At 70.8% G+C, this 22,084-nt stretch carries 19 protein-coding genes; all 19 read right to left on the bottom strand.

Annotated elements, in window-relative coordinates; all coding sequences use genetic code 11:
* Positions 1-3,820 (bottom strand): non-ribosomal peptide synthetase (locus tag ACZ3TI_RS23325; RefSeq protein ID WP_465729130.1); only part of this gene is annotated, 3,820 nt, incomplete at its 3' end.
* 83 nt (positions 3,821-3,903) lie between these two features.
* Positions 3,904-5,208: a serine hydroxymethyltransferase gene (locus ACZ3TI_RS23320; RefSeq protein WP_465729128.1), complete on the bottom strand. Its 1,305-nt coding sequence runs from the start codon at positions 5,206-5,208 to the stop codon at positions 3,904-3,906.
* Positions 5,209-5,309: 101 nt separating this feature from the next.
* Positions 5,310-5,669 carry a hypothetical protein gene (locus ACZ3TI_RS23315; protein WP_465729126.1) on the bottom strand — a complete coding sequence of 120 codons (360 nt, stop codon included), beginning with the start codon at positions 5,667-5,669 and terminating at the stop codon, positions 5,310-5,312.
* Entirely contained in the window at positions 5,666-6,976 is a 1,311-nt protein-coding gene (locus tag ACZ3TI_RS23310; RefSeq protein ID WP_465729124.1) for a cation:proton antiporter, read from the bottom strand. The genes ACZ3TI_RS23315 and ACZ3TI_RS23310 overlap by 4 nt, the downstream gene beginning before the upstream one ends.
* Positions 6,973-7,479, bottom strand: coding sequence for a hypothetical protein (locus ACZ3TI_RS23305; protein ID WP_465729122.1), 507 nt, complete (start codon positions 7,477-7,479; stop codon positions 6,973-6,975). The genes ACZ3TI_RS23310 and ACZ3TI_RS23305 overlap by 4 nt, the downstream gene beginning before the upstream one ends.
* Before the next feature lie 66 nt (positions 7,480-7,545).
* On the bottom strand, positions 7,546-7,899 hold the full coding sequence (locus ACZ3TI_RS23300; RefSeq protein WP_465729120.1) for an RBBP9/YdeN family alpha/beta hydrolase: 354 nt from the start codon (positions 7,897-7,899) through the stop codon (positions 7,546-7,548).
* 2 nt (positions 7,900-7,901) lie between these two features.
* Positions 7,902-9,617 (bottom strand): chloramphenicol-biosynthetic FADH2-dependent halogenase CmlS, encoded by a 1,716-nt coding sequence (gene cmlS, locus ACZ3TI_RS23295; protein ID WP_465729118.1) that lies wholly within the window; start codon positions 9,615-9,617, stop codon positions 7,902-7,904.
* A gap of 11 nt (positions 9,618-9,628) precedes the next feature.
* The gene (locus ACZ3TI_RS23290; RefSeq protein WP_465729116.1) at positions 9,629-10,267 is read right to left on the bottom strand and encodes an LbetaH domain-containing protein; all 639 of its coding nucleotides are present in this window, start codon (positions 10,265-10,267) and stop codon (positions 9,629-9,631) included.
* On the bottom strand, positions 10,264-11,661 hold the full coding sequence (locus ACZ3TI_RS23285) for an AMP-binding protein (protein WP_465729114.1): 1,398 nt from the start codon (positions 11,659-11,661) through the stop codon (positions 10,264-10,266). Before ACZ3TI_RS23285 ends, ACZ3TI_RS23290 begins: the two co-directional genes overlap by 4 nt.
* Positions 11,661-12,359, bottom strand: coding sequence for an SDR family NAD(P)-dependent oxidoreductase (locus ACZ3TI_RS23280; protein WP_465729112.1), 699 nt, complete (start codon positions 12,357-12,359; stop codon positions 11,661-11,663). Before ACZ3TI_RS23280 ends, ACZ3TI_RS23285 begins: the two co-directional genes overlap by 1 nt.
* The gene (locus ACZ3TI_RS23275; RefSeq protein ID WP_465729110.1) at positions 12,356-12,541 is read right to left on the bottom strand and encodes a hypothetical protein; all 186 of its coding nucleotides are present in this window, start codon (positions 12,539-12,541) and stop codon (positions 12,356-12,358) included. Before ACZ3TI_RS23275 ends, ACZ3TI_RS23280 begins: the two co-directional genes overlap by 4 nt.
* A gap of 30 nt (positions 12,542-12,571) precedes the next feature.
* The gene (locus ACZ3TI_RS23270; RefSeq protein WP_465729108.1) at positions 12,572-12,889 is read right to left on the bottom strand and encodes a hypothetical protein; all 318 of its coding nucleotides are present in this window, start codon (positions 12,887-12,889) and stop codon (positions 12,572-12,574) included.
* A gap of 74 nt (positions 12,890-12,963) precedes the next feature.
* On the bottom strand, positions 12,964-13,926 hold the full coding sequence (locus ACZ3TI_RS23265) for an ornithine carbamoyltransferase (protein WP_465729106.1): 963 nt from the start codon (positions 13,924-13,926) through the stop codon (positions 12,964-12,966).
* Positions 13,927-13,995: 69 nt separating this feature from the next.
* Positions 13,996-14,979, bottom strand: coding sequence for a 2,3-diaminopropionate biosynthesis protein SbnA (sbnA, locus tag ACZ3TI_RS23260; RefSeq protein ID WP_465729104.1), 984 nt, complete (start codon positions 14,977-14,979; stop codon positions 13,996-13,998).
* Positions 14,976-16,334, bottom strand: coding sequence for an MDR family MFS transporter (locus ACZ3TI_RS23255; protein ID WP_465729102.1), 1,359 nt, complete (start codon positions 16,332-16,334; stop codon positions 14,976-14,978). Before ACZ3TI_RS23255 ends, sbnA begins: the two co-directional genes overlap by 4 nt.
* A 33-nt stretch (positions 16,335-16,367) precedes the next feature.
* Positions 16,368-17,606, bottom strand: coding sequence for an ATP-grasp domain-containing protein (locus ACZ3TI_RS23250; RefSeq protein WP_465729100.1), 1,239 nt, complete (start codon positions 17,604-17,606; stop codon positions 16,368-16,370).
* An 85-nt stretch (positions 17,607-17,691) separates the two neighbouring features.
* A complete protein-coding gene (locus ACZ3TI_RS23245; protein WP_465729098.1) occupies positions 17,692-18,648 on the bottom strand; it encodes a diiron oxygenase in 957 nt (318 codons plus the stop codon).
* Positions 18,649-18,728: 80 nt separating this feature from the next.
* Complete coding sequence (locus ACZ3TI_RS23240; protein ID WP_465729096.1) at positions 18,729-20,486, bottom strand: carbamoyltransferase family protein; 1,758 nt, start codon at positions 20,484-20,486, stop codon at positions 18,729-18,731.
* A 120-nt stretch (positions 20,487-20,606) separates the two neighbouring features.
* Positions 20,607-21,998 carry an ATP-grasp domain-containing protein gene (locus ACZ3TI_RS23235; RefSeq protein WP_465729094.1) on the bottom strand — a complete coding sequence of 464 codons (1,392 nt, stop codon included), beginning with the start codon at positions 21,996-21,998 and terminating at the stop codon, positions 20,607-20,609.
* Between the last annotated feature and the right edge of the window lie 86 nt (positions 21,999-22,084).

Raw genomic sequence — 22,084 nt, 5'->3', positions numbered from 1 at the left:
CGAGCGGTCGGGCGCCGAGGGGTGTTTCGGCTCCTTCCAGCATGCGGGTCCACAGGGGCAGTTCGTGTTCGCGGGTGGGTTGGGTTGCGGCTTCGTGGAGGAGCTGGGCCCAGTGGCGGAAGGATACGGGGACGGGCTCGAGTTCCGGGGTCTGTCCGGTGGCGGCTGCGGTCCAGGCGGTGGTGAGGTCCGGGAGCAGGATGCGCCAGGAGACGCCGTCGATGCACAGGTGGTGGATCACCAGGAGGAGTCGGCCGGAGTTGTCGGGTCCGGCGTCGAACCAGACGGCTTGCAGGACCGAGCCCTGGGACGGGTCGAGCCTGGCCTCGGCGGTGAGTGCGTGCGTGCGCGTCACGTCGGTGAGGGTGCTGTCGGCACGGGTGGTGGTGTCGACGCGGTGCACGCACGCGGTGACGTCGACCGAGCCGCGTGGGCCGATCTCGGCGAGTGTCTCGCCGTTGGTGGTGGTCGTCATGCGCAGCCGTAGCACGTCGTGGTGGTCCACCAGGGCTGCGAGTGCGGTCGTCAGGTCCTGGAGGTTGAGTGCGGCGGGGACTTGGAGGAGGACGGACTGGTTGAAGCGGGCCGTCGGGCTGTCGTTCTGGGTGAGCCAGGACATGATCGGTGTCAGCGGGACCGCCCCGATGCCGGCACCGGCCCTCTCACGGACGGGCCCGGCGAGTTCGCGCGTGACCGGGGCCAGCGCGGCGACGGATTTGCGGGTGAAGACGTCGCGTGGGGTGAACACCAGCCCGGCGCGGCGGGCGCGGCTGACCAGTTGGATGGAGACGATGCTGTCGCCGCCGAGGTCGAAGAAGCTGTCCTCGACGCCGACCCGGTCGATCCCCAGGACTTCGGCGAAGAGTGCGCACAGGACGGTTTCGCGTTCGGTGCGGGGCAGCACCGTGCCGGTGAGGGTGTTGAGGTCCGGCTCAGGCAGGGCCTTGCGGTCGACCTTGCCGTTCGGCGTGAGCGGCAGCCGCTCCAGCACGACCAGCACCGACGGCACCATGTAGTCGGGCAGGACCTCGCCCAGCATGCGCCGCAGCACCGCCGGGTCGCAGTCCGGCCCGGTCGTGCCGGTCGGTCCGGCCGGACCGACCGGCACGACGTAGCCGACGAGCCGCCGGGCGCCACCGCCGCCACCCGCCGAGTTCGCCACCACGACGGCCTGCGCCACCTGCGGCAGCCGCGAGAGTGCGGCCTCCACCTCGCCCAGCTCGATCCGGAATCCGCGGATCTTGACCTGGTCGTCGACCCGCCCGACGAACTCCAGCTGCCCGTCCGCACGCCAGCGCACCAGGTCGCCGGTGCGGTACATCCGCGCGCCTGCGCCCGCGAACGGGTCGGCGACGAACCGCTGCGCGGTCAGCTCCGCACGCCCCAGGTACCCGCGCGCGACACCCGCCCCGCCGACGTACAGCTCGCCGGTCGCCCCCGCCGGGAGCAGCTGGAGCGCGTTGTCGAGGACGTAGACCCGCTTGCCCGCCAGCGGCCGTCCGATCGGGGGAGCGGTCGTGTCGTCCGGGGAGCCGGTGAGGGCGCGGCAGGTGGAGAAGGTGGTGTTCTCGGTCGGCCCGTACACGTTGAGGACGACGAGGTCGGGATTCGCCCGGCGTACTCGGGCGATGGCGTCCACCGAGGCGGCTTCGCCGCCGGTCCAGACCTCGGCGGCGCCCCTGAAGCAGCCGGGGTCCTCGTCCGCGATCACGGCGAAGAGGCCGGCTGTCGCGAACACGGCGGTGATGCCGTGGGTGCGGATGGCGGAGCCGAGGGAGTGGGCGTCGACCTGGCCCGGGAAGACCACCACCGTGCGGCCGTGCAGCAGGGGGGTCCAGACCTCGAAGATGGACGCGTCGAAGGAGTGCGGGGAGTGGTGCAGGACGCGGCGGTAGGCCGCGGACTTCCAGTGTTCGTCGGCGGCGAAGCCCACCACGGCCTGCCGGCTCACCGCGACGCCCTTGGGGGTGCCCGTCGAACCCGATGTGAACATCACGTAGGCGAGGTTCTCGCCCGACGCCCTCAGCGGTGGGTTGGGGCTCCGGCCGTTGTCGTGCCGGTGGAGCTCGTCCAGGACGAGGACCTGGCGGCCCTCCGCCAGCCCGCTGCGGGCCGACAGCTCCAGCATGTCCTCGTTCGTGCAGAGGAGTTGCGAGCCGGTGTCGGCCGCCACCGCGCGCAGGCGTGCTGCCGGGTCGGTGGGGTTGAGCGGGACGTAGTAGCCGCCGGCCTTGAGGATCGCGAGCGCTGTCGAGACCAGGCCCGAAGAGCGTTCCAGCAGGACCAGGACCCCGACGTCCGGGCCGACTCCGCGCCGGATCAGTTCGGCGGCCGCCGAGTTCGCCCGGCTGTTCAGCTCCGCGTAGGTCAGCTCGACGCCGGAGTCGACCACCGCGACGGCGTCGGGCGTGGCTTCGGCCTGCCGCTCGAAGAGCTCCACGATGCCGGCCGGCGGTGCGGTCCGTGGTGCCGTCCCCCAGTCCCGCAGGACCGCGTCCCGGTCCTCCTCGGGGAGGAGTTCGATGCTGCCGACCGGGCGCGCGGCGTCGGCGGAGGAGAACTCCCGGACGAACCGGTCGAACCACCGGCTGTGCGACTCGACCTCGCTGTCCGGGTACATGTCGGGATTCGCGTCGTAGTCGATCCGCAGCCCGCCGGAGCCGGTCGGTTCGACGACGATGGAGAAGTCCTCGACGGGGCCGTTCGTCAGCGGGACCCGGGTGGTCCCGGCTCCGGCGAAGGCGATGTCGTAGTCGAAGTTCATGATGTTGAGGACGACTCCGCGGAAGCGGAACCCGGCGCCCGTGGAGCGGGTCTCCCGGTACAGGTCCTCCTGCCCGAAGCGCTGGTGCCTGAGCGCCCGGCGGGCTTCCTCGGAGGTCGCCTTCAGGACTTCTCCGACCGTCATGCCCGGGTCGAGGCGGACCCACAGCGGGACGACGGTCGAGGCGACCCCCGGGGTCGACCGGGCGATCCTTCCGCTCCGGGCGGGCACGGCGAGTCCGATGACCACGTCGGAGGTGCCGGTCAGCCGGTGCACGTAGGCGGCGGTCGCGGAGATCAGCAGGGTCGGCCAGGCGTGGCCGAAGGCGCGCGCGGTGCTCTGCAGGGCGTCGAACTCCTGCGGCGGGAGCAGCTCCGTGACGCGGCGGAACCAGTGCCCGGGGTCGGCCGGCCGGGGGGACAGGCTGACCGGCCGGGGCCCGTCCGCATACCGCTGCAGCCAGTACTCCCGGTCCCGCGCGTACTGCTCCGAGTCCCGGTAGGCGGCACCCTCCTCCGCGAACCGCTCGTACGGTTCGAACGGTGTCGCCCCGGGCTCCCGCCCGCCGACCGCGGCCGTGTAGAGCTCGGCCGTCCGGCTCGCGAGGAGCCGCCCGCTGTACCCGTCGCAGACGATGTGGTGGATCCTGCGGTACCAGAGGAAGCGGTCCGAGGCGACCTTCACCAGGGCGAAGGTGAAGTACGGCGGCCGGTCGAAGCCGCCGGCCGTGCCGAGGTCGTTCCGCATCCACTGCTCGGCGCTGCCGCGCGGGTCGGCCCGGCCGCTGAAGTCGAGGGTGTGCAGACTCCAGGCGGGGGCGTCGGAGAGCACGGCCCGCGGCTCGCCGGATTCCTCGGTGATGCGCAGCCGGAGGGAGCCGATCTCCGCCACGGCCCGGCGCAGCGAGGACTCGAACGCCGCCTCGTCGACCGGTCCGGGTATCTCGAGGAAGTCCGCGATGTTGTACGCGGGACTGGCCTCGTCCATCGTGCAGGCGAGCCAGACGCCGGTCTGCGCCGCGGACAGCGGAAAGGAGGCTTCCTGGAATCCGGTCATCGTTCCCCCCGGTTCTGTGTGGATCGTGCTGGTGGCGAGCGGCGCGGGTCGGCGTCGGCGTCGGAGGCGGGGCGCCGGAGGTGTCAGAGGCCCGTGTGGATCGGGAACCGGAAGGCCAGGTCCGCGATCCGTTCGCGGGCCGCCTCCTCGACCTCCGTGTTGTCGCCGCCTGCGGACCGCAGTCCGTCCAGGACGTCGAAGACCGTCCCGGCCAGCTCGCGCACCTGCGGCTCGCGTAGCCCCCGGGTGGTGATCGCGGAGGTGCCGAAGCGCAGCCCGGAGGTGACCGAGGGCTTCTCGGTGTCGCCCGGGACGAGGTTCTTGTTGCAGGGGATCCCGGCGCGCTCCAGGCTCTCGGAGGCGGTGTTGCCGGTGAGGCCGACGGAGCGGAGGTCGAGCACGACCAGCGGCGTGTCCGTCCCGCCGGTGACCACCTGGTAGCCCCGGTCCGCGGCGATCGAGGCGAACAGTCGGGCGTTGCCGAGGACGGCGGTCGCGTAGTCCGTGAACTCGGCGTCCAGCGCCTCGCCGAAGGCCACCGCCTTCGCCGCGATGTACTCCGGGAGGGGACCGCCCTGGATACCGGGGAAGAGCGCGGAGTCGAGCGCCTTCCCCAGCTCGTCGTCGTCGCTCAGCACCAGTCCGCCGCGGGGGCCGCGCAGGTTCTTGTTGGTGGTGGTGGTCACCACGTGCGCGTGGGGGAACGGGTCGGGGTGCACGCCCGCGGCGACGAGTCCGGAGAAGTGGGAGATGTCGGCCATCAGGTGGGCACCCACCTCGTCGGCGATCGCCCGGAACGCGGCGAAGTCGATCGCCCTCGGGTAGGACGAACCGCCCGCGATGATCAGCTTCGGTCGGTGCCGGCGGGCCGCCTCGGCGACGCCCTCGTAGTCGATCAGCCCGGTGGCCGGGTCGACCCCGTACGTGTCGACCGAGAACCAGCGACCGGAGAGGTTGGCGCGCAGGCCGTGGCTGAGGTGGCCGCCGTCGCGGAGCGCCATGCTCAGCACCCGGTCCCCGGGTTCGAGGAGCGCGAAGAAGACCGCCTGGTTGGCCTGGGTGCCGGAGTGGGGCTGGACGTTGGCGTGCCGGCAGCCGAAGAGGGTGCGGGCGCGCTCGATCGCGGTCAGCTCGATCGCGTCGAGGTTCACCATCCCCGCGTGGAACCGGCGCCCCGGGTAGCCCTCGACGGTGGTGAAGGCGACCATGGACGCGAACGCGTCACGGGTCGCCCGGCTCGTGTAGTTCTTCGGGGCGAGCAGCTCGATCTGCGCGCGCTGCCGGTCGGCCTCGGCCGACAGGGCGCCGTGGACCAGGGAGTCCCGATCCTTCAGCGGAGCCGTGAAGAAGTCGTCGACGGCCGCACGCGGCGAAATGTCCTGGCTCATGGCTGCTCGATCCTTCGGTAGGTGGGATGCCGGTGACTGACGGTGCGTCAGAAATCCGTGCGGCATGAGGGGTTCACGCCTCCGGCGGAGCCGTGTGGGGTCTAGGTGGTCACGGGGCTAGGGACGTCTGCCGTCGTCCGCGCGCGCCAGCGGTGGACGAGGGCGCGGGAGACCAGGAAGACCAGCAGGCCGTCGAGCAGGTGCCAGAGGAAGTGCGTCCCCGGCGGGAAGGCGCCGCAGACGCCCTCGTCCGCGGTGCGCGCGAGCAGTGCGCCCGTGAAGGCGACGGTGGCCCAGACGAACGTCCCCGCGTACGGGGTCAGGGTGTCGCGCCCGGAGGCGCGCAGGGCCGCCGCCAGGCCGACGGCGAAGGAGAGGTTGCTCAGCGCGTTGACGGGCTCGGCCCGGAAGGCCGCCGAGGCGCGCTCGCAGTAGAGGTCGACGTGCTCGTACAGGCTCATCGTCCGCTTCCCATGGTGTCCTTGGCCGGCTCCCGGTCGCGCCCGGAGTCCGCATCGCGCCCGGCGCCCGCCGGTCGGTTCTTCGCACTGACGGTGCCGCCGCCGGGCAGGGCGGAGCCCAGCGGGACCGCGTTCAGCAGCGGGCCGGCCATGGCCGTGGTCACCAGGGCCATGATCACCATCATCGAGTAGACCGTGCCGTCGATCAGGTGGAGCTCCAGGCCGACGGAGAGGATGACGATCTCGGTGAGTCCCCGGACGTTCATCAGCACCGAGACCGGCAGCGCGTCCGCGCGGGGCAGCCCGCCCAGCCGCGCCCCGGCGTACACGCCGACGCCCTTGCTGAGGATGGCGACCGCGAGGAGTCCGACGAGCGTGAGCAGCGCGGCGCCGCCGAAGCCGTCCAGGCGCATCTTCGAGCCGGCCACCACGAAGTACAGCGGCAGCAGCAGCGCGCTGGGCTGGTTCGCCGAGCGGATCACGTGGACGCGCAGGCCCTCCAGGCCGGCCCGCGGCATGACGGCGCCGAAGGCGAAGGCCCCGAAGATGTAGTGCACCCCGAGCCACTCGGTGGCGGCGCAGGAGAGCAGCAGCCCGGCGGTGAGCAGCGGGAAGAGCGCCGCCGGCGGGGTCTCGCGCTCGCCGTGGCGGGCCAGCAGCCGCCGCAGCACCGGCCGTACGACGAGCAGCAGGAACAGCGCGTACAACGGGAGCAGGCTCACCCGCCACTGCTCGGCGGTGCCGCAGAGCGCCGCCACGCCCGCCAGCGCGACCCAGGCCACCAGGTCGCCGATCGCGGCCGCGGCCAGGGCCACGCCGCCGATCGGCGTGTTGTTCAGGCCGCGGTCGGCGAGCACCCGGGCCAGCACCGGGAAGGCGGTGACGGACATGGCGATGCCGAGGAAGAGCACGAAGCCCGTCGTGGAGCCCGGGGCGTACCGGTCGGCCAGCAGCAGCGCGAGCAGGGTGCCGGCCAGCAGGGGCACCAGCACCGAGCCGCCCGCGACGCCGAGAGCCGTGCGCCTCCTGCCCCGCAGCAGGGTGTGGTCCAGCTCGTAGCCGACGATGAACATGAACAGCGCCAGGCCCACCGAGGCCAGCGCCGACAGCAGCGGGGTGACGTCCGCGGGCATCAGCACCCGGCGGACGGAGTCCGGGAGCACCAGCGGGCCGCAGACGACGCCCGCGACGATCTCGCCGACCACCGCGGGCTGGCGCACGCGGCGCGCGAGCGTGCCCAGGAGCTTGGCCACCCCGAGCAGGACGGCCACGCTGAAGAGGAAGTGCACCGTGGTGGCGCTGGTCATCCGGTCACCGCCAGGGGAGAGTTCGGTTCCGACTGCGCGGCGCGCCTGTCCGGGCGGACGATCAGCGCGGCGGCGAGCGCCCCGAGGAGCAGGAACGCGACGGGTAGGTAGAGGGACTCGGTGAGCGCGGCGCTGAAGGCCGGCAGGTCGGCCTCCGGCACGGCGGCCGCCGCGGTGCCGCGGGCTCCGGGATCGCCGGCCGGGCGGGCCGGCAGGTGGTGGGCGGCCATCCGGGACGCCACCAGGGTGGTGACGGCGGCGCTGCCGAGCACGGAGCCCGTCTGCCGCAGCGCGTTGTACTCCCCCGAGCCCGCGCCGGTCTGGTGGGCCGGCAGGTCGAGCGCGGCGGCGACCGCCAGCGAGGGCCAGATGCAGGCGTTGGCGACCCCGGCCAGGGCGGCGCCCGCCAGCAGCAGGCCGACCGGGGTGTCGGGCGTCAGGAACGCCGCGAACGTGGTGTCGCTGCTCCCGCTGCCGATCGGCTCGGCAGTGACGAGTTCCATCGTCGCTTCCCCCTCCTGGCTCGGCGGAGCCCGGGGGCTCCGCCGAGCGTCATGACCGTCGCGCGCTTACCGCGACGCGAGGCTGTCGTGCAGCAGGGCCCGGCCCGCGCCCCAGTCGCCCAGACCGGCGGAGGCGTTGATGTGCCCGCTGCGCCCGACGTTCACCAGGCCCCGCTCGTGCGCCCCCTCGGCCGGCAGCGTGCAGCCCAGGCTGTGGGCGATGACGACCTTCGGCTCCTCGACGGCGGCGAGGGCGTCCGCGAGGTCCTCGACCCAGGCGTCGCGGACCGGACCGTCCCAGGAGTCGTGCTCCACCCACACGCCGCGCTGCGCCTCGCGCTCGTACCACTGGCGCTGCCAGTGCTCCGGGCCGGAGTCGCCGATGCCCGCCAGGAACACGAAGGTCGTCTCCTGCGTCATGGTCAGACCTCGTACTCGACGCCGACGCCGTCGAAGCGCAGGCGGTCCTGGATGACCACGCGCTCGCCGTTCTTGTTGAAACCGCTCAGCAGCCCGGCCTCCATGAGGCGGATGACGATCTGCGAGCTGAGCTCCTGCCGGCCGGTCTCGCTCAGCCGCCGGATGACCTCCTTGTAGCCGATCTCCTCCTTCAGCAGGTCCGCGAAGATCGCCCGGTGCTCCTCCTCGAGCGGCCACTTGGTCATGTCGAGGCCGTTCTCGTTGGCGATGACCTGCTTCGGCTCCAGCCGGAAGCTGTGCGGCTCCACCTTGTAGTGGGACTTCAGGTGCACCTCGGTGCCGTTCCACTGGAGCCGCTTGATGCGGTTGAGGTCCTTGGTCAGCTGGCCGATCCAGCGGACGCGGGCGGTGTTGAGCTCGTCGTCGGTGAACTCGTCGCTGAGCTCCATGCGCTGGTGCCGGCCGATACCGATCATCGTGGAGGCGCGGTCGCGGAAGTCGGCGATCGACCAGTCGTCGCTGTTCCGGTCGGTCTGGACCAGCCGGTCGAACCAGGCCTTGCGGCTCAGCCGCTCGTCGTCGGTCTCGCTGATCCGGCGCTTCACCCAGAACTCGGACTCGGGCTCGGTGAAGGAGGCGAAGGTGTAGAACGAGGCGAGGAACTCGTGGTACTGCTCGTAGGTCTCCCGGTAGGTGCGGTTGTACCACTCGTGGACGGCCCCGGACTCCTCCCCGTGCTGGGTGATCCGGTCGATCGCCGCGGCCGCCGAGACGGCGGACTGGGTGGCGAGGTGCACGCCCTGGGAGAACAGTGGGTCGGTGAAGCAGGCCGCGTCGCCGCAGAGGAAGAAGCGGTCGCGGGAGAAGAGCTCGGACTCGTAGGACCAGTCGTGGACGATGCGGACCTCGTCGACCATCTCGGCGCCGTCCAGGATCGCGGTGGCCCGCTTCGCCTTGGCGAGGGTCTCGCGGTAGAACCGGTCCGGGCCCAGCTCCTTGACCTCGGCGGCCTTGGAGCGGTCGACGACCAGGCCGACGCTGTAGAGGTCCCCCTTGAGCGGGATCATCCACACCCAGCCGTCCTCGAAGGTGATCGAGTAGGTGGTGCCCTTCAGGTCGCCCTCGAAGGGGTCGGGGCGCTTGAAGTAGGACCAGATCGCGAAGTTCTTGTAGAACTCGTCGTAGCGGCGGACCTTGAGCTGACGGGCCAGCGGGCTGCTGGAGCCGCCGGCGTCGATCACGAAGTCGCTGGTCACCGTGCGGGGCGCGCCGTCCTGCTGCACGGTGAGGGTGACGGTGTCCGTGGCCGAGATGTCCACGTCGGTCACCGGGGTGCCCTCGTGCAGGGCGATGCCGCGCTCCCGGACCTCGTCCACCAGGAGCTGGTCGAACTCCTCGCGCTTGACCTGGATGGCGTGGTCGAAGACCCAGGGGGAGGTCCTGGGGGTGGTGAAGGAGAACGTCCACGGGGCCTGGTCCTGGCCCCACAGGAAGGTGGCCGACGGCTTCTTCACGAAGCCCGCGGCGTCGATCTTCTCCTGCAGCCCGAGCCGGTTGAGGATCGACAGCGTGCCGGGGAGGAAGGACTCGCCGATGCGGTAGCGCGGGAACCGGTCGCGCTCGAAGACCTCGACCTCGTGACCGAGCTTGTGCAGGGTCAGGGCGGCCACGCAGCCGGCCGGACCGGCGCCGATGATGGAAACCTTGGATCGCTTCACTGTTGTTCTCCTCAGAAGGACTTGACGGACTTGATGCGACTCGGCGCGATGTAGGAGAACCCGCTGCTCGCGTTCTCGAACAGGCTGAGCCCGGCCTGGAAGCGACAGTCGCTTCCGATCACCAGGCCAGGGGCGACGGTGCAGCTGAGTCCGAAGAAGTTGTCGTCGCCGACCTCGATGCTGTTGCCGCAGTGGAAGTTCGGGGCGACGAAGTTGTTCGAGCCGATCCGCGAGTGGTGCCCCACGCTGCTGCGGTAGTTGAGCACGTTGAAGTCGCCGAGGGTCGCGTTCACGCCGAGGTAGTTGTCCGGTCCGACGATGTTGCCCGTGCCCCGCAGCGCGCCGGGGTCGACCCGGGAGGACGGGTGCACGATGTTCTCGGCCACCAGGCCGCGCTCGGCGACCAGCCCGTCGATCAGCTCGCGCCGGCGGGTGACGTCCGACAGCGCCAGCACCACGCGGGTGCCCGGCTCCGGGTCGAACTCCGCCAGCGGGACGCACAGTTCGGCCGGCGCGTGCACGGGCTCGGCGTCCACGTCGACGTAGCGGTCGACGCGGTAGGCGCCCGCACCGGCGGCGATGACGTCCTCGACGTACCGGGTGACCTCCAGGGCGAACTTGCCCGCGCCGAGGACGACGAGATCCTTCACGGTTGGATCCTCCGCTTCTTGAACCGCTCGGAGACGGCGAGTTCCTCGACCACGTTCACCTTGGCCGGCAGCTTGAACGGCTCGACCTTGCCCTCGAGGAACTCGCGCACGTGCCTGCGCGCCTCGGCGCGCGTCAGGGGGCCACTCGGCTTGACGTCCACGCAGACCGACTGGCCCGTGATGGAGTTGGGCCTGCCGTAGACGGTGCAGTCGTCGATGAGCGGGCTGCCCAGCAGGATCGACTCCAGCTCCAGCGGCAGGACCTTCTCGCCGCCGACGTTGATGACCTCCTTGGCGCGGCCCTTGACCTTGAGGAAGCCGTCCGCGTTCTGCTCCACGAGGTCGCCGGTGCGGAACCAGCCGTCCTCGGTGAGCGAGTCGCTGGGGTAGTTGAGGTACCCCATGAACTGGGTCCGGGTCTTCAGCTGCAGCTCGCCGTCCACGATGCGGTACTGCACGTTCTCGTCGGAGATCTTGAAGTACGTGCTGCTGGAGGACTCGCTGGTGGTGGTCGAGATGCCGGTCTCGCTGGTCCCGAAGGTCTGCAGCAGCCGCGCCCGGGGGAAGGCCTCGTGGACGCGCCGCAGCAGCTCCTCGGGCATCGGCTCGGTGCCGTAGGTGATGAGCCGCAGGCTGCCGAGGTCGAACTTGCGGTGGTAGTCGCCGATCAGCAGCAGGTTGAGGAAGGTCGGGCTGGTCGGCAGCAGCCGGATGCCGTGCCGTTCGACCAGCGCGCAGATCTCGTCCGGCGTGCGGCGGCCCGGCACGACCGCCGTGCCGCCGACCTTGAGCACGCCGAGGAGCGAGTTGATGCCGCCGATGTGGTCGAAGAGCAGGAACATCAGGATGCTCGGCGCCTTGGCCCCGACCCGGGTGCTCCGGCCGACCTTCTCCTCGACCAGGGCGTCCAGGTTGTGCAGGATCGCCTTCGGCGCGCCCGTGCTGCCGCTGCTCAGCAGCACCAGGCCGGACGCCCCGGCCTCGACCAGCGGCCCGTAGCCGGCGGCGTCGTCGGCGGCGGCCGGGCCGGCGTCGTCCGGGGTGTGCGCGGCCATCGGCTCGACGGCGACGTCCGCCCCGTCCTCCGCGACCCTGAGGAGGTGACGGGGGTGGCAGGACCCGGTGATCGTGGCGCGCGTGCCCTCGGTGAAGGTGACCACGGGGATGACGACGTTCCGGTTGAGGTACAGCGCGAGCAGCGCGGCGATCGATCCGAAGGAGAAGTCCGCGTTGAGGACCACGGCCTCGTGCGGCCGCACCCCGTGCTCCCGCAGCCGGTCCCCGATCCGCCGGACGGCACCGACCAGCTCGCCGTACGTGTGGCTCGCTCCGCGGTCCACGACGGCCACGCGGTCGCGCAATTGCTCCAGTTTGCGGACGAGTTCGTCTCGCATCAGTTGACTCCCCCCAGGAAGAGCGTCTCGCCGGTGACGAACCCCGACTGCTGAGAGATCAGGAAGTCGACGGGTCCGAGAATGTCCGCCATCGTGCACATGCGCTTGATCGCCTGCCGGGCGACCAGGCCGTCGACCATCCCCTCGGGAAGGGTGCGGGTCAGGACCGTGGAGACCGGGGGCAGCCCGATGCCGTTGACCCTGATCCGGAAGTCGGCCAGCTCCTTGCTCATCACCCGCGTCAGCTGCTCGACGGCGGCCTTGCTGGCGGAGTAGACCAGCTGCCCGTCCAGCGCCCACGGCACGGCGACGGTGGAGACGTTGAGGATCGCCGACGAGGGCCCGGGCGCCTTCTGCAGCAGCTTGGCGGCTTCCCGGCAGCAGTTCAGCACGGCGAAGAAGTTGAGGTCGAAGACGTCCCGGGCGACCTTCTCCGGCGTCATCATGAAGTGGTTCATGGTCGAGGTGCCGGCGTTGTTCACCAGGGCGTCGAGGTGCCCGAACTCCCGTCGGACCTCCCGGAACATCGACCTGACCGCCTTGGCGTCGGTGATGTCCAGCTCATGGTGCCGGTAGCCGGGACGGGCGAGGGAGGAGGGCCTCCTGCTGCACCCCACGACCTGGTGGCCCTGCTCGAGGAAGTGCTCGGCGAGCGCCCTGCCCACTCCGGTCCGAGCGCCGGTGACAAGAATGATCATCTGTTCAGTGCAGCCGTATCCGATGGGGCAGGGTGCATGTCGTAGACGGTCCGGGTGGGCGTGTAGTTGAGCAGGGTCGCCTTGCGGACGGACATCACCGGGGGGAAGAGCTTCATGCTCTCGTTCCGGTAGTCCTCCTTCACGTACCAGCTGTGGATCTCGCAGAACCGGTTCACGGACATGCCGTCCCCCTTCGCCGTGAGCCGCGTGGCTCATGCGGCCGTGTCGTGTCCCGCGCCGGCGAGGGCCATCTCCTCTTCGATGAACTCGATCAGCTTGTCGACCCGGCTGAACGGGCTCACCCGGCGGGAGACGGCCTTCTCCGAGGTCAGCGAGATCTCCACGTCGAACTCGTCCTCGATCGCCTCCTCCACCAGGGAGAGGAAGTTGACGAGGTGCATCGAGTCGAAGACCCCGGTGTCGCCATAAAGGCTGACGTTGAGGAGGTCGTCCGTCGGGATCTTCTCCTCCCGCCGCTCGCTGATCTCGGTGACGACAGCGGTGATCAGTTCGACAAGGCGCTCGCGCATGACCGGGCCGTTTCTCCTCGGTGGAGGTCGCTGGTGTGTGGGGGTGCGTGGGGCGGGAGGGTGGGGCGGGCCGGTCAGCCCTGGCCGGCCACCCACTCCAGGACGGCCATGGCGCTGGTCAGCTTCATGCGCGCCTGGGACCAGGCGATCGACCGCGGTCCGTCCAGGGTGCGGGCCGAGACCTCCTCGCCGCGGTTCGCCGGGAGGTCGTGCATGAACCAGGCCTCGGGCCAGCGGCTCATCAGCGCGTCGTCGACGTAGAACGGGCGGAAGGTCTCGCGCCACTCGTCGTCGTTCTTCACCGTGCCGGTGGTCTGCCACCGCGTGGTGTAGACGAAGTCGGTCTCGGCGGGCAGGTCGGCGACGCTCTTCACCTCGGTGATGTCCGTGCCGAGCGCCAGGCCCCGCTTCGCCGCGGAGTCGAGCACGCCCTGCGGCACGCCGTAGCCCTCGGGGGTCGCGAAGACGGCGGTGCAGCCGGAGTAGTGGGCGATCCCCTCGGCCAGCGCGGTCGCGGTGTTGTTGCCCTCGCCGAGGTACAGCACCCGGGCGCCGTCAACCGAGCCGCGCATCATGCGGATCGAGGCCAGGTCGCAGATGCCCTGGGTCGGGTGCTCCTCGGCCGCCATCGCGTTGATGACGGGGATGCCGCCGGAGCGGGAGATGGTGTACAGGTCGTCGAGCGGACCGGAGGTCCTGGCGACCAGCAGGTCCAGCATCGAACCGAGGACGCGGCCGGTGTCCAGGAGGGTCTCGCCGGTGTTCGTCTGGAGGTCGTTCGGGCCGTACGCGATGGGCGTCCCGCCGAGCCTGGCCACGCCGGACGTGAACGCCGTCCTGGTCCGGGTGGAGGTCTTGGCGAACAGGACCCCGACGACCTTGCCCGCCAGCGGGCTGCGGTGGGCGGTGAGGTCCTCGTAGAGCTCGCACGACCGCTCCACGAGGCGGTGGACCACGTCCCGGTCGAGCGCAGCGAGGGAGAAGACGCCGGCGGCCTCGCGGATCGGCGACGGGCCCGGGCGGAAAACGTCAGTCATTCTGCTGTCCCATGTGTCTCGGAGGTACGGGCTCGGGGGTGGCGGGCTCGGACGGCACTCCGAGCGGTGTCAGCGGGAGTGCGCCAGGTCGTCGACGACGTCCACGGGGGAGAGCGCGCCGAACCGCTCCTCCACCCAGTCGTCGTCGTAGACCGTGGAGAGGTACCGCTCACCGATGTCGGGGGCGATCGCGACGACCTTGGCGCCCGTCGGCAGCCGGTCCCGCCGGCGGGCCACGGCGGCCAGCACCGAGCCGGTGGACCCGCCGAGGGCCAGGCCCCGGTGCCGTGCCAGGGCGCGGCACATCCGCACCGCCTCGCGCTCCGGGATGAGCTCCACGTCCTCCACCAGGTCGGGCTGGAAGACCTCGGGGCGCCTGCTGGTGCCCAGGCCCGGGATGTACCGGCGGCCCGCCGGGTGCCCGAAGGTGATCGACCCCTCGGCGTCCACCGCGACGATCTTGGTCGACGGCGAGTGCCGGCGGAAGAACTCCGTGCACCCCATCAGCGTGCCGGTGGTACCGGCTCCGATGAACAGGTAGTCGGGGTTCGGGACGGCCCGGGCGATGGCCGCCGCCGTCCAGTCGTGGTGCGCCTTCGGGTTCGCCGGGTTGGCGTACTGGTTCAGCCACAGCAGGGCCGGGTCCTCGTCCAGCCGGCGCTGGATGTGGTCGATCCGCGACTGCAGGAAGCCACCGTTGGCGTCCCGCTCCTCGACCATGTGGACGCTCGCCCCGTAGGCCCGCATCAGCGACATGCTCTGTGCGGAGGTGTTCGGATCGACCACGCAGGTGAACGCGTACCCGCGTGCCGCGCACACCGAGCTGAGCGCCACCCCCAGGTTGCCCGAGGAGGACTCGATCACCGAGCCGCCGGGGAGCAGGACTCCGCGTTGTTCGGCGTCCTCGACCAGGGCGAGCGCCGTCTTGAGCTTGATCGAACCGGCCGGGTTGAGCCCTTCGATCTTCAGGATGAGTTCCACGCCGGGGATGAAGCCGCCCAGGTCGAGGAACACGTCGTCGTGAACCAGCTCGTAAGCGTGCTTGTATATCATTCGAGGTCTCGAGATCCACTCGGATTCGCTGATTCGGCCAGGGCAACCGAGGCCGTCTTCTGAGGTTTCGCCCCGCCGTCGGACGGCAAGCGGACGCCGAGCCACATGCCCAGCCAGCCCGCCGCTCCGAGCAGGCCGCACATCACCCAGACCAGGTCGTTGCCCTGCTGGTAGATGAGCGCCCCGATGCTGGGGCCGAGCGCGTAGCCCGTGGTCTGGCAGGCGTTCAGTGCGCTGATGTACCGGCCCCGGGTCTCGGGCGGACTGACCAGCGCCGGGTAGGAGTTGACGGACGGTGAACTGACGATCTCGCCGAGCGTCCAGGCCGCCGTCGCGACGTAGAACAGCCAGACGCCGGAGTGGATGCCGAACAGCGCGAGGCCGCCGCCGATGAGCAGCGTGCCCACCGAGATGGAGACCCGCATCGGCAGCCGCTGCACGTACTGCGTGAGCGGCAGCTCCACGACGATCACGAGCGCCGCGTTGAGCGCCACGACCGTGCCGTACAGCCCGGTCGGCAGCCCGCGGTCGTGGACGGTCAGCGGAAGGACGGTCTGGTACTGGACCTCGGCCAGCGCGGTGGCGAACATCGCGCCGAGGACCAGCAGGTAGCGGTGGTCCCGCAGCAGCGTCCGGTAGCCCGACCCGCGCGGTGCGGGGGAGGGCCCGCCGGCCGCCCGCGGCGCCGCCGGCCGGACGGGCGCGCGCTCGTCCGGCGGCAGCATCAGGACCGTGAGGAGGGCCACGACGAGCGCCGTACCGCCACCGACCAGGAAGACCAGCCGGTAGGAGTAGGTTGCCAGCCAGACGCCCAGCAGCGGGCCGACCGCGGCGCCGAGGTTGATCCCCAGCCGGCTGACCGCGGTCGTCATCACCAGGCGGTCGCCCGGGGTGACTTCGGCCAGCAGGGTGGAGGCGGCGGGACGGAAGACCTGGGTGGTGAAGCCGGCGAGGAAGACGACCACGAGCAGCAGCGCGTACTGCTGCACCCCTGCCACCGCGGCGACGGTGAGGCTGGAGAACAGCATGGAACCGATGATCGTCCGGCGGGGGCCGAACCGGTCGGCACAGACCCCGCCCGTGAACACGCCCGCGATCGACCCGATGCCGTAGCCGGTCAGGGCCGCACCGGCCAGCGCCGGCGAGTAGCCGAGACCGGTCAGGTAGAGCACCAGGAAGATCGAGACGAAACTGCCCATGCGGTTGACCGCCAGGCCGATCAGCAGCACGATCACCGGCTTGGGCAGCTCCCGGAGGGTCCGGATCATCCCGGGCTGCGCCTGCTCCCCGGCACCCTCCTCCGGGCCCGCGTCCGAGGGGTCCCGCTCGGCGAGATCACCATGGTTCTGTGACAACGTCGGTTCCTTTCCAGCACCCGAACGACTTGCTCAGGCTGCCGGGGAAGCGAGTCGCTCGAAGTCGAACTCGCTTTCTGCGACGGCCTGTTCGAGAATCTTTTGGCAATCCTCGGCGGTTTCGGCCCGGGCGACCAGATAGCCGTAGCGACACACGTAGCCGTTCGGGGGCAGCCGCAGCTCGTCCCCGGGCCCGGCCAAGGCCACGGACTCCACCAGCCCCGGGACCGACCCGGCCCCGGGAAGGCGGACCGACCCGACGCGGGCGTCGGTCGGGGGGTAGAGGAACCTGATGGCGGTGCGGCCGGCCAGGGTCGGGGTGACGTCCGGGCGGACACCCAGCGAGACGTCGGCGGAGATCCGCCCGGAGTCGAGGCCGTTGGCGAGCGATCCCACGTGGGGGATCAGGTCGCCGCCCAGCCGGCCGTTCACCTCGACGATCGCCGGACCGCGCGGGGTCAGCTTGACCTCGGTGTGGGTCATGCCGTGCGTCCACCCCAGCACCCGGTGCGCCTCGGCCACCATGGCGAGCAGCTCGGCGTCCTGGAGGAACGGGTCCTCGCTGCTGATGCTGTGGCCCTGCTCCTCGAAGTAGGGCTCCGGACCGAGCTCCTTGCGGGCGACCAGGTAGGGCAGGTACTCGCCCTCGAAGACGGCCGCGTCGATGCTGATCTCCGGCCCGACCAGGTACTCCTCGAGCAGTACGCCGCCGCTGTTGTCCATGCCGGCCTGGACGGCGCTGCTGCTGATCTCCAGCGCCCCGGCCAGGTCCTCCGGGGAGGCGACCTTGACCACGCCCTGGCTGGCTCCCAGACCGCGCGGCTTGGCCACGAGCGGGAAGCCGATCCGGGCGGCCTCGGTGGTCGCCTCGGCCAGGTCGCGGACCAGGGCGCGGCGCGGCTGCACGAGGCCTGCCGCGGTCAGCAGCTCCCGGGTGGCGTTCTTGTCGCGGACGTTGCCGACCGCCTCCGGCGTGGGGCCGGGCAGTCCCAGGGCGGCGGCGACGTGCGCGGCCGCGCTGATGACACCCTCGTGGTAGCAGTAGACGCCCAGAACGGTCGTCGTGGCGGCGAGTTCCCGCGCCGCCTCGACCGCCGAGGCCGGGTCGAAGACGTCGACCACGGTGCTGCCCTGGACGTACGGGTGCTGCCAGGTCGGCGGCTGCGGGTCGAACAGCCACAGGGGAGCGACACCGGCTGCCGACGCGAGCAGGTACTCCCGGTACTGCTGGTGTCCGCTGCCCAGGACGAGCAGCACTCCATCCGCGGCCATCTGACTTCCTCGCTTCACTGAACGTGCGGTGCTGACATGGGGTTTCGGACCCGGACCGGGGGTCCGGGCCGGGGGCCGGTCCGGACTAGGGCCGTTCGAGGATGAGCCCCTGGGTGAGGAACTCCTCGCGCGCGCCGGGGATGTCCAGGACGCCGACCTCCTCCAGCAGGCGGACGGTCTTCGCCGAGGACTTCCGGATGCCCGCGACCACCGTCTCCGCCGCGTAGGACTCGGCGATCACCTGCGCCGTCTGCTTGTCGGTGAAGCCCGCCGCGCGCAGGGCCGCGGCGGCGGGGGCGGTGGACGGCTGCAGCGAGCGGACGATCAGCCGCGGCAGGTAGCCCGCGACCAGGGTGCGGGTGCGGGTGTCCAGTTGGCCCCAGAGGTGCTTGAAGAAGGTCGCGAAGAAGACGTGGTGCCGGCCCTCGTCGATCGCGTGGTCGCGCACCGTCGTGCGGACCACGCTGATCAGGCTCTCGTCCACCGGGATGTCGTTGAGGATCGAGGTGACCAGCGTCTCGAACACCACGACCTGGAGCAACTGGACGAGGATCCGGTGGTCCGGCATCTCCTCGCCGATCGCGTCCAGGTTCGCGATGAAGGGCCCGAAGTCGTGTTCCAGCGCGCCGATCCCGGAGCGGGCCACGAGCTGGTTCTGGACGTCCAGGCTGAACAGCGAGTGGTACGCCTCGTCGACGAGGATCTGGAAGGCGGTCATGCGCGAGTTCGAGGAGAGCTCGAGCCCGGTTCCGTTGTCGGCGATCAGCTGGGTCGCCCGGCCGACCACGGCCACCTCGAAGGTCGTGGTGAACTGCAGCCACTGGTAGAGGTGTTGTGCGGTGAGGTAGCGCCGGAGCTTGTGGTCCTCGGGGTCCACCAGCGGGTGGGACAGGTGGAGCACCAGGTGTTCGGGGAAGAACGCCTTGTGGATGTCGTCGTCGACCTCGACCAGCCGACGGGGGGTGGAACGGACCGACGCGCGGTCGTACCAGTTGTCGAAGGCCTTGACGTCCGGCATCGGCGCCCGGCTGTCTCGGAACACGGAGCTGCCCTTCCTAAGGGTTCGTTGCCATGCGGGTCCGCGGCGGTGGGCGGGGGGCAGGCCCCCGCCCACCGGACCGGTTACTTCCCGGCGGCCTCGCCGGCCAGCGGGGTCTCCCGCGGGTGGCCGGCCGGGAGGGTGTCGCGGCCGACCTTGCTGACCAGCAGGCCCTCCAGGTAGAGGAAGTCGAGCTCGGTCCGCGCGAAGGTGCGCAGAGCGTCCTCGGGCGTCTCCACGATGGGCTCGCCGTTGTCGTTGTACGAGGTGTTCAGCACCAGCGGAACGCCGGTGCGCTCGTGGAACGCGGTGATCAGGGCGTGGTAGTTCGGGTCCAGCTCGGGGTGGACCGTCTGCACGCGGGCGGTGCCGTCCACGTGGGTGATCGCCGGGACCTGCTCGCGGCGGTCCTCGAGGACTTCGGGGACGAGCAGCATGAACGGGCTCTCACCCTCGAAGTCGAACCACTCCGAGACGTGCTCGGCGAGCACCGAGGGGGCGTACGGGCGGAACACCTCGCGGTGCTTGACCGTGATGTTGAGGTAGTCCCGGGTGCGCGGGTGCCGCGGGTCGGCCAGCATGCTGCGGTGGCCGAGCGCGCGCGGGCCCATCTCGGACGGGCCCTGGACCCAGCCGACCAGGTAGTGCTGGGACAGCAGCTCGGCGACCTCGGGGATCTCGGCCTCGCGCCACTCCAGCTTGCCGCGGTAGGCCTCCAGGGCCTCCTCCGCGCGCTCACGGGAGTAGGTGCGGCCGAGCGCGGCGGTGCGCAGGACCTTGCGCTCCTTGCCGCCGAGCATGGTGTGCCAGCCGTACAGGGCGGCACCGATCGCGACGCCGGAGTCGCCGGCGGGCGCCGGGATGAAGACGTCGTCGAAGATGCCCGCGGCGCGGATCTTCTGGTTGGCGACCGAGTTGAGCGTGACACCGCCGGCCAGGCAGAGCTTCGACTTGCCGGTCAGCTCCTTGGTGACCTTGGCGAGGTGGAGCAGCGCGCGCTCCAGCTCGTCCTGGATCTTGTAGGAGACGTCCTTGGCGAACTGGTGCTCCCAGGAGTTCCGGGCCTTGGGGTCGTAGTCCCCGCCCTCGGAGGCGAGCAGGTCCGTCCAGATCTTCTCCAGGTCGTCCTGGGAGACCTTGATGTCGAAGCCGTCGAAGGTCAGCCAGTCGCCCCACTCCGGGCGCGGGCGGCCGTAGGGCGCCAGGCCCATGGTCTTGCCGGCCTCCGGGTAGCCACCGCAGCCGAACACGCCGAAGTCCGGAGTGCCGTAGCGGGTGAGGAAGTTGAGCTTGGCCGTGAAGAAGTCGTAGAACAGGCCGAGGCTCATGTCGGTGTAGTCGACCGGGTACTCGGTCGCCGCGACCGGGCGCAGCTCGGTGCCGTCACCGACGAAGGCGGTGTGCTTCTCGATCATGCCGTCGGCGGAGCGGCTGCCGGCCTGGTCGACCACCAGGACGGCGGCGTCCTCGAACGGCGAGGTGTAGTAGGTGACCGCGGCGTGCGCCAGGTGGTGCGAGGGCAGCGGCAGCGCGTGGATCTTGCTCTTGTCGCGGATCGGCAGCTCGCGCAGGATGCGGCGCACGGAGCCGTCGCCGAGCGGGCGGTTGCCGACGACCAGGTCCAGGTCGTCGATGCCGATGCCCACCGCGTCCAGGCAGTACGTGACCGCCTTCATCGGCAGGGTCTTGGTCAGCCGCTCGAAGTGCCCCTGGACGAGGAAGCCCTCCGAGTGCTTGATCCGGTCCAGGCGCTCCTCTTCGATGGCGACCAGGACTTCGCCGTCCTTGACGATGGCGGCGGAGCGGTCATGGCTCAGGTTCAGGCCAAGAACGTAAGACATGTCATCCCTACGGGTCTGTGGAACGAGTGGAACGAACGGCGGCGGCGAAAGGCGCCGCCGTCCGAGCAGGCGGAACTTCCGAACTGACGTGCCGTCAGAACGCGGCTTCGGAAAGGTGGTTCAGGACCCGGGTGCCGACGGGTCGGGCTGGTGGGCGCCGAGCGCGGCCTCGAGGTTGTCGAGCACGGCGTACGAGTCGCGCACCAGGGTGGCGGCGTCCGCCGTACGGAGGAAGAAGATGCCGCCGTAGCCGAGGGCGCCGGCAGCGAGGTCGTAGCGCGGCATCGGAGTGCCGGGCGCGATGGTCAGGCCGGAGACCGCTTCGATGCGGCTGCCGGGGCTGAGGATGGTGCTCCAGTCGACCTGCTCCGGCTGCCAGTCGAGCCGGCGCTGCCAGGGGGTGCCGCTGGAGTCGGTGGCGATCAGCGAGAGCGAGCCGGCCGCGCCGCGGGCGTCGGCGGGCGTGAGCATCCGCTCGGGGAACTCGACCTCGTTCCCCAGCAGGTTGTCGATCAGCATGCCGATCGGGTCGTAGCCGTAGACGTGCTCGATCTCGGCCGTGACCATGACGCCGCCGAAGCGGGCGGCCGACTCGATGACGCTCAGTCCGCCGTCGTCCATCAGCTTGATCTCGGTGTGCGTCCCGCAGGACTCCAGCCCGAGGGCGTCGACCGCGGCGCGGGAGACCTCCTCGATCCTGCGCTGGAGGTCCTCCGGCAGGGCGCACGGGCAGAGGTTGCTGAGCTCGGTGAACGGCGGGATGGTGGGGATCCGGGCGGTGATGCAGAGCGGGTGGTACGTGCCGTCGGCGACGATCCCCTCCACGCTCAGGTAGTCGCCGTAGCCGCTGTCCTCCGGCCACCAGCTGCGGGTCGAGCCGGGGATGACTTCCTCGACCAGGAAGTCCCGCTCGGTACCGGCAACTTGAAGCTCCATCAAGCCACGTCGGTGATAATCTGAGACACTCGTCGACGTGGTCCGCCAGGCTTCGGCGATCTGCTCCTCGGACTCGATCACGAACTGTCCGATGGAGCCGGCGCCCCAGGCCGCCTTGAGCAGCATCGGAGCGGTCAACTCTGCGAAGGCCTCGCGGAGTTCACTCTCCGAAGCGACGGTGCGGAAGCGCGGCACGGGCACGCCCGCGGCTTCCCACACCTCGCGCATCCGGCGCTTGTCCCGGGAACGGGTCGTGTTGGGGCCGCTTCCGCGGAGGCCGAGCCTCTGGGCGGCCTCGGCGACCGCGATCACCGCGAACTCCGACAGCGCGAAGAGGGCGTCGGCGCCGATCTTCTCCGCCTGACCGATGATCAGGTCGACCATGGAGTCGCCTGGTTGGAGATAGCTCTCCGTGATGTCGGCGACGTGCGGCGACCACAGCTCCGCCGTGTGGGCGGGCAGGGGATGGATGGCCAGCACGTGGACCTCTGCCCGGGCGGCCATCTTGGGTATCGCGTACTCGAGCGGCGCTCCTCCCTTGGCGTGGACGAACAGAAGCCGCTTGGCTCCGGGCATGGTTACCCCTCTGTCAACACGGACATGATGCATAGGGGGGCGGTCTGACCCCCCTGGTCACCTCTGCCGCCCACCTGTCGGCGTCC

This window comes from Kitasatospora sp. NPDC023120, from assembly GCF_055560835.1.
The sequence above is the reverse complement of the archived record's forward strand: the minus strand, read 5'-3'. Positions and strand labels throughout refer to the sequence as shown.

Excerpts from the sequence above, each read along its gene's own strand:
- ACZ3TI_RS23320 (WP_465729128.1), bottom strand. The coding sequence starts at position 5,208 with ATGAGCCAGGACATTTCGCCGCGTGCGGCCGTCGACGACTTCTTCACG.
- ACZ3TI_RS23315 (WP_465729126.1), bottom strand. The coding sequence starts at position 5,669 with ATGAGCCTGTACGAGCACGTCGACCTCTACTGCGAGCGCGCCTCGGCG.
- ACZ3TI_RS23310 (WP_465729124.1), bottom strand. The coding sequence starts at position 6,976 with ATGACCAGCGCCACCACGGTGCACTTCCTCTTCAGCGTGGCCGTCCTG.
- ACZ3TI_RS23305 (WP_465729122.1), bottom strand. The coding sequence starts at position 7,479 with ATGGAACTCGTCACTGCCGAGCCGATCGGCAGCGGGAGCAGCGACACC.
- ACZ3TI_RS23300 (WP_465729120.1), bottom strand. The coding sequence starts at position 7,899 with ATGACGCAGGAGACGACCTTCGTGTTCCTGGCGGGCATCGGCGACTCC.
- ACZ3TI_RS23285 (WP_465729114.1), bottom strand. The coding sequence starts at position 11,661 with ATGCGAGACGAACTCGTCCGCAAACTGGAGCAATTGCGCGACCGCGTG.
- ACZ3TI_RS23280 (WP_465729112.1), bottom strand. The coding sequence starts at position 12,359 with ATGATCATTCTTGTCACCGGCGCTCGGACCGGAGTGGGCAGGGCGCTC.
- ACZ3TI_RS23275 (WP_465729110.1), bottom strand. The coding sequence starts at position 12,541 with ATGTCCGTGAACCGGTTCTGCGAGATCCACAGCTGGTACGTGAAGGAG.
- ACZ3TI_RS23270 (WP_465729108.1), bottom strand. The coding sequence starts at position 12,889 with ATGCGCGAGCGCCTTGTCGAACTGATCACCGCTGTCGTCACCGAGATC.
- ACZ3TI_RS23265 (WP_465729106.1), bottom strand. The coding sequence starts at position 13,926 with ATGACTGACGTTTTCCGCCCGGGCCCGTCGCCGATCCGCGAGGCCGCC.
- sbnA (WP_465729104.1), bottom strand. The coding sequence starts at position 14,979 with ATGATATACAAGCACGCTTACGAGCTGGTTCACGACGACGTGTTCCTC.
- ACZ3TI_RS23250 (WP_465729100.1), bottom strand. The coding sequence starts at position 17,606 with ATGGCCGCGGATGGAGTGCTGCTCGTCCTGGGCAGCGGACACCAGCAG.
- ACZ3TI_RS23240 (WP_465729096.1), bottom strand. The coding sequence starts at position 20,486 with ATGTCTTACGTTCTTGGCCTGAACCTGAGCCATGACCGCTCCGCCGCC.
- ACZ3TI_RS23235 (WP_465729094.1), bottom strand. The coding sequence starts at position 21,998 with ATGCCCGGAGCCAAGCGGCTTCTGTTCGTCCACGCCAAGGGAGGAGCG.